At 38.5% G+C, this 6,881-nt stretch carries 5 protein-coding genes; all 5 read right to left on the bottom strand.

Translation table 11 applies throughout. The features are described from left to right. Positions 1-257: 257 nt before the first annotated feature. Complete coding sequence (locus I2E70_RS09770; protein WP_195424595.1) at positions 258-1,184, bottom strand: ATP-binding cassette domain-containing protein; 927 nt, start codon at positions 1,182-1,184, stop codon at positions 258-260. A gap of 10 nt (positions 1,185-1,194) precedes the next feature. Next, positions 1,195-2,262, bottom strand: a complete 1,068-nt coding sequence (locus tag I2E70_RS09765; protein WP_195424593.1) for an ABC transporter ATP-binding protein — start codon at positions 2,260-2,262, stop codon at positions 1,195-1,197. Between the two features lie 11 nt (positions 2,263-2,273). Further along, entirely contained in the window at positions 2,274-3,200 is a 927-nt protein-coding gene (oppC, locus tag I2E70_RS09760) for an oligopeptide ABC transporter permease OppC (RefSeq protein ID WP_023919302.1), read from the bottom strand. After that, complete coding sequence (locus I2E70_RS09755; protein WP_023919303.1) at positions 3,200-4,699, bottom strand: ABC transporter permease; 1,500 nt, start codon at positions 4,697-4,699, stop codon at positions 3,200-3,202. Before I2E70_RS09755 ends, oppC begins: the two co-directional genes overlap by 1 nt. A 72-nt stretch (positions 4,700-4,771) precedes the next feature. Then, a complete protein-coding gene (locus I2E70_RS09750; protein ID WP_195424591.1) occupies positions 4,772-6,757 on the bottom strand; it encodes a peptide ABC transporter substrate-binding protein in 1,986 nt (661 codons plus the stop codon). Between the last annotated feature and the right edge of the window lie 124 nt (positions 6,758-6,881).

Here is a 6,881-nt window from a genome sequence, read left to right as displayed (position 1 = left end):
ATTAAAATAATTGTTTGTCTTAAACTCATTCTGTCACTGACAGATTTATTGTTTTTTTATTGTTCAGTTACTATAACCTTAGTTATAGCGCCCTGCACATTGGTTCGTCTTGTTCAGTTTTCAAAGGTCTTTGTCGCTCTCGCGCGACAACTATATTAGTATATCATGACCTCTCCTTACTGTCAACACTTTTTTCCAAAAAAATTTATTTTTTTGAAAGTTTTTTTGAAAAAAAGAAAATAGAGAGGGAATCCTCTCTATTTATATTCTTGTCTGTATTTGTTTTCTTCAGCTTTGTTAGCCCATACATAATGACCTGGTTTAATTTCAACCATTTGTGGTTTATCTTCAGAGTAATCATGTTGTTCTGGATCATAGATTTTTAGAACTTTTTTACGTTCTAGAATTGGATCTGGAATTGGGACTGCTGAAAGTAGGGATTGAGTGTATGGATGGATTGGGTGGTTAAATAGCTCTTCAGTTTCTGCCACTTCTACAATAACCCCTTTATAGATAACTGCAATACGGTCAGAAATGAAGCGTACAACTGACAAGTCATGGGCGATAAAGAGGTAGGTCAAGCCTAATTCTCTTTGGAATTTTTTCAAAAGGTTCAAGATCTGTGCACGTACTGAAACGTCAAGAGCTGAGATTGGTTCATCCGCAATGACAAATTCTGGTTCCATGACAAGTGCACGGGCAATACCGATCCGTTGACGTTGACCACCTGAGAATTCGTGAGGATAACGTGTCAAATGTTCTGCTAGAAGCCCAACTTCATGCATAATATTTTTTACTTTTTCCTGACGTTCTTCTTCGCTGTTAAACAAATGGTGGTTGATCAAACCTTCAGAGATAATATAATCAACTGTTGCACGTTCATTCAAACTTGCTGCTGGGTCTTGGAAGATCATTTGAATTTTACGGATCAACTCTGATTTTTCACTATGAGAGTTTTTTCCGTTGATCTTGCGACCGTCATAAATAATTTCTCCAGCACTTGTATCATTCAAACCGATGATCGCACGCCCAATTGTTGTCTTACCACTTCCTGATTCACCAACAAGAGAGAACGTTTCTCCCTTATTAATGAAAAAGTTGGCGTTCTTTACAGCAACGAATTTTTTACTTCCTTCACCGAAGGAAATTTCTAAATCTTTAATTTCAACTAATTTTTCAGTCATTTCCTTCCTCCTATTCTGTAATGTGAGTGAAGCCCATTTTTGAGCCAATCTTTTCGTGAAGGTTTTCGATTACATCTGGTTTATGAACTGTTGGTGCATCTGGATGGAGCAACCATGTCTTAGCCCAGTGAGTATCGGTTACTTTGAAAGCAGGTGCCTCTTCTTCAAAATCAATCTGCATTGCATAGTCTGAACGAAGTGCGAAGGCATCTCCTTTGATTGGAGCATACAATGATGGCGGAGTTCCTGGAATAGAGTAAAGATCACCATCTGAGGTTGACAATTGAGGCAAGCTTGAAAGCAAGCTCCATGTGTATGGATGTTTTGGATCGTAGAAAATTTCTTCTACTTTACCAAACTCAACAATTTCTCCAGCATACATAACGGCTACTTTATCTGCAATACTTGCAACCACACCTAAGTCGTGGGTGATAAAGATAACTGTAAATTGGTATTCTTTTTGAAGAGATTTCAACAAATCAATGATTTGCGCTTGAATGGTTACGTCTAGGGCTGTTGTTGGTTCGTCACAGATTAAGATATCTGGACGGCAGGCCAAGGCGATGGCAATAACGATCCGTTGACGCATCCCACCTGAATATTGGAATGGATACTCATCAAAACGACGTTCCGCATCTGGAATTCCAACTTTCTCCATATAGTCCAAAGCCATTTCTTTAGCTTCTTTAGCTGTTTTCCCTTGGTGTTTGATAATGACTTCTGTAATTTGTGAACCAATTGTGTTGATTGGGTCCAAACTTGTCATTGGGTCTTGGAAAATTGTAGCGATCTTAGATCCACGAATATTTTCCCAATCTTTATTCGATTTCAAATCTGTCAATTCTTGACCACGGTATTTAATCGAACCTTGGGCAATACGGCCATTATCTTCTAACATTCCGGTGAACGTCTTTGTCAAAACTGATTTCCCTGAACCTGACTCACCAACCAAGGCAAGAACTTCACCTTCTACTAGCTCAAGCGATACGCCACGAATGGCTGTCAGTACGCGATCGCGCACGTCAAATTCCACTACGATATCTTGAGCAGATAAAATAATATTGTTATTTGATGTCATATCTACTCCTCCTATCTATGTGTACGTGGGTCGCTGGCATCGGCCAAGTTTTGTCCGACGATAAAGAATGACAAGGATACTAAAATCAAAACAGTAAGTGGAATCCAGAATAGGTAGGCATTTGTAGTTACGTTTTGAGAATAGTCAGAAATCAACCGTCCCAAACTTGGAACTGTGATTGGAAGACCAAGTCCGAAGAAGGAAAGGAAAGCTTCGTAAGAAATAAAACTTGGTAACATTTGTGATGTCTGGGTCACGATTACAGATACCAATTGAGGTAAAATATTTTTCGTAACAATTTTCAACGTTGGTGTTCCTAATGTTCGACTGGCCAAGTTGTACTCCAAATCACGGTAACGCATGATTTGAACACGAATCATGTAGGCAATTCCGATCCATCCTGTTAAGGACATGGCAAGAATCAAATTCCAGAAACCAGATCCCATTGAGTAAGTCAAGACGATAACGATCAACATAAATGGAATGTTTGAAATAACGTTATAAACTTCCATCATGATACGGTCGATGGATTTTGAGATTCCCCAAATTCCACCAACGATGACTCCGACCACCACGTTAATAACAGTTGCGATAAAGGAAATGATAATCGAATTTCGAGCACCAAACCAAACTCCATCAAAGAGGGATTTACCGTTGTTATCTGTACCAAAGAAAGCTTTGGCACTTGGTGGATTCAAACGTGCTGAAAAGTCATTTACCTTACTTACGTCGTTGTAATCAAAATTTGAAAACATCGGGTAGATAAAACTCATCAAGAGAATCCCAATCAAAACAGCAAGCATAATGATCGTGGTTCTTTTTTTAAAGAATTGTCTGAATACAGATTTCCAGTATGAATACGCTGGAGCATCGATTACTTCAGAGGCAAAGTCATCGCGTTTTACAAACTGAAATTTATTTTTATCGATTGTAGCCATTATTTGCCTCCTTTCGTATTCGTTAATTTAATCCGTGGATCAAGCACTGTCATCAAGATATCACCTAACATGGCAGCAAAGATACCAAGCGATGTGAAGATGAAGACAAGTCCGATAACCATGGTGTTGTTTGATGCTTTAATAGAGTCAATCAACATTTTACCCATACCTGGGAAAGCGAAGACTGTTTCAGTAAGTGTCGCACCTGAGATAACTCCAATAATAGATGTCGGAATACCAGATACCAATGGAACCATCGCATTTTTGAAGATGTGTTTTTTTGAAATCTCACGTTCTGACAATCCTTTTGAACGAGCAAAACGGACGAAATCTTGTGAATGGATATCGATCATGTAACGACGAATCCAAACGGCGTTAAATGGTGCACTCAATAAACCAAGAATCAGAGACGGCAATACATATGAACGCCAGTCCTGTGCTCCAAGAACTGGGAATGAGTCTGGAAGCCCAAAGAATGAACCTGCTAAACGGACAATGTAGACCGAAGCAATGGTTGGAAGAGACATCATAAATGTCAAAGCAGCTGTTGAGATGCTATCAAACCATGAGTTCTTGAACAGAGCCATGTAAGATCCTAATGGGATCGCAATCAAATAAGAAATTGCAATACCAATCAAACCAATGATTGAAGAAGATGCAATCATGGATGGATTCTCATAGTTGCTCAACGTTGCTGTATAAGCGTCCCCTTTACCAAATCGACTGATATCTTGTGAGTCTGCCTTACTTGGTGATTTGTAGGTACGTGAGTAGATATCGATGGAAGATGTCTTTTTACCTGTTGGGAAGTTCACTTCACTCTTCTTAGTTGTTCCTTGTCCTTGGGTAATAACTTGAAGAACAGGGGTATTTGAATAAGTTGGATATGAATTTCCAAGGTTTAAGGTCACAAAGTTTTGGTGTACATATGGGAATTGACCATTAAAGTACAAGAGGTATTTGTGTTTCGTACCAGAACCTACAACTGACCAACCAATAGACGGATCATTTTCAATACGGATATAGCGTTTGAGGTTTGGATTTGAAGCATCTTTCACCCAACCTGGATGATCAAATTGAATCAAATTCGCATAGAAGCTGACGACACGTTCAAAAACTGGAATTTCACGCACCGCATAGAAAGACTTACTTTCTGGGAAACGTTTCAACTGCCAACCATGACCTAATTTGTTAATGTATTCCTTATAGATCTTTTCATTAGCAGTTGTCGCATCAACTGTTACAGAAGAATCTTCTTTACTTGCTTTTTGTTGCAAGCTCTTTGAATCCATGTATTCCAAATAACCCATGCGATCGTAGACAGTATTTTCGTAGTTGATCTTCGAATCTTTTGTCTTCGCTACTTTATTGTAGTTGGGGTCATTTTTAAAGATGAGATTTCTCGGTGTTAGCGTATAGATAATCATGTAGGTTAATGTCGTAACGAGAAAGATCGACACTAACGAACGCAAAATACGCATAAAAACATATTTTTTCATATTTCATTCCTTTAATGTCCAAAAGAACTTTCTCCCCTAGAAGAGAAAGTTCTAATGAAAAGCAATAATTAATTATTTAACGTGTTTTTCAAGATCTTGTTGAGCTTTTTTGTTTGACTCAGCTTTTTCTTTTTGCCATTTTTCACGTGCTTGTTCGTATTGTTTCTTAGTAACAGGTTCATCTTGAACTTCTACATATTTGAAGTAAGCAGATCCTTTGTTACCTGTTTGAGCTGATGGGCCAGAGAATGGAACCACTTTAGAAACAACTGTTGCTGCGCCTGTGCTTGACATTGTTGGGATTACCAAGGCACTATCACTCAACCAAGCTTGAGCAGTAGCATATTTTTCGTAACGTTTAGCTACATCAAGTGATTCGCTATTAGCATCTGCAAGAAGTTTCGCATACTCATCCAAGCCAACTGCTTTGGCTGAAGCATTATCTACACCACCTGCAAAACCAAGGTAAACTTTTGTTTGGTCTTCTGATGATGGTTGAAGAGTATCAAGGTAAGTTGATGGATCATCGTAGTCTGGGTTCCATCCGACCAATCCTTGAAGATCCCAATCTGCATCTGCAGCTGATGGAACATTCAATGTGATGTTCAACACTTCGTCTTGGTCCATCATTTGAAGGTCAAGAACGACATTGTCTTTACCAAGAGTATCTTCCACTGTTTGTTTCAATGATTGCATCCGTGAAACAAAGTTTGTAGAGTTTTGTGCTACTGGTACGTCAATATGAATTGGGAATTGAACGCCATCTTTTTGAAGTTCAGATTTTGCTTTTTCAAGTTGTGCTTTTGCTTTGTCTTTGTTGTAAAGACCGTCTTGACCATCTGCAAGGTTGACACCTTTCCATTGGTCTCCATAAGTAGTCAACTTATCTGCAACCACATCTCCAAAGTCTTTCCCATTAACTTGTACAAAAGCAGGAGCTGTATAGGTATTACGGATAGCTGGTTTAGCAAATGCTTTACTATTTACTTGCGCTGAATAGTTTTCACGATTCAAGGCAAAGGTGATAGCTTGACGGAAATCTTTGTTTAAGATTGCTTTCTTAGTAGAAGATTTTTCAGCATCTGATTTCTTAGCTGTGTGTTTGTATGATTGACGGTCAATGTTGAAACCAAGAACCGCTACCCCTGAACCAGCCGGTGTATTATAGATGTTGTCTTTGTATTTTTTAGATACAGTTGCAAAGTTTGAACTTGCCGGGAAAAGACGAGCAGCTGTATAAGCACCATCAGAGAAACCACGCGCCAATGAATCTTGGTCTGATCCATCATAATAAGTGAGTTTCACTTCTTTCAGGTGAACGTTTTTCTTATCCCAGTAGTTGTCATTCTTTTCAAATACAACAGATGATTTTGAAGTGATTGATTTAAGAAGGAAAGGTCCGTTTGCAAGGATTGATTTCACATCGTTTGGTTGACCAAAATCATCTCCCTTACTCTTCAAGAACTCTGTGCTAATTGGGAACAAGATTCCGTTTGTTGTTTTAGAGTTCCAGAAGGTTTCAGGTTTGTTCAATGTATATTGAAGTGTGTAATCATCAACCGCTTTGACACCAACTTGGCTGAAGTCTGTAGTTTTTCCTTGTACATAATCATCCAAGCCTTTGACAGAACCTTGAACAAGTGAAAGGGTTTCAGATTTTTTATCAGCAGCGTGTTTCAAACCAGTTACGAAGTCTTTGGCAGTCACTTCACCATGTTCTTCACCATCTGCATCGTACCATTTAACACCCTTACGAATCTTGTAGGTATAAGTCAAACCATCTTTTGAAACAGACCAATCTTCTGCAAGTGATGGCACAAGATTTCCATACTTGTCATTTGCCATCAAACCATCTACGACATTTGTAGTGATATCATGTGTAGCAGCTTTAGAAGATACAGTGTAGTCCAAAGTTTGAGGATCATCTGTGTAGACATAACCATAGTTTTTGTCTTCACCTGAGCTTGCTTTACTAGTATTTGAACCAGAACATGCAGCCAACAATCCAGCTGCAAGGAGTGTTACTCCGGCAACTGCGAATACTTTACCTTTTTTCATAGGAATTCTCCAATAGTTTTTTTAGATTTGTTTAAGATTATATCACAAGTAGAAAAAAAAGTAAACTAAATTTTCTGAATATTTGCTTCAATCCCATCCAAAAACCTTGCTATGATTGACTTTT

It is taken from the genome of Streptococcus parasanguinis (assembly GCF_015556095.1).
GTDB lineage: Bacteria > Bacillota > Bacilli > Lactobacillales > Streptococcaceae > Streptococcus > Streptococcus parasanguinis_Q.
This window is presented reverse-complemented; position numbering and strand designations above follow the sequence as displayed.

Bases quoted from the DNA above. Each gene is read 5' to 3' on its own strand.
- I2E70_RS09770 (WP_195424595.1), bottom strand. From the start codon at position 1,184: ATGACTGAAAAATTAGTTGAAATTAAAGATTTAGAAATTTCCTTCGGT.
- I2E70_RS09765 (WP_195424593.1), bottom strand. From the start codon at position 2,262: ATGACATCAAATAACAATATTATTTTATCTGCTCAAGATATCGTAGTG.
- oppC (WP_023919302.1), bottom strand. From the start codon at position 3,200: ATGGCTACAATCGATAAAAATAAATTTCAGTTTGTAAAACGCGATGAC.
- I2E70_RS09755 (WP_023919303.1), bottom strand. From the start codon at position 4,699: ATGAAAAAATATGTTTTTATGCGTATTTTGCGTTCGTTAGTGTCGATC.
- I2E70_RS09750 (WP_195424591.1), bottom strand. From the start codon at position 6,757: ATGAAAAAAGGTAAAGTATTCGCAGTTGCCGGAGTAACACTCCTTGCA.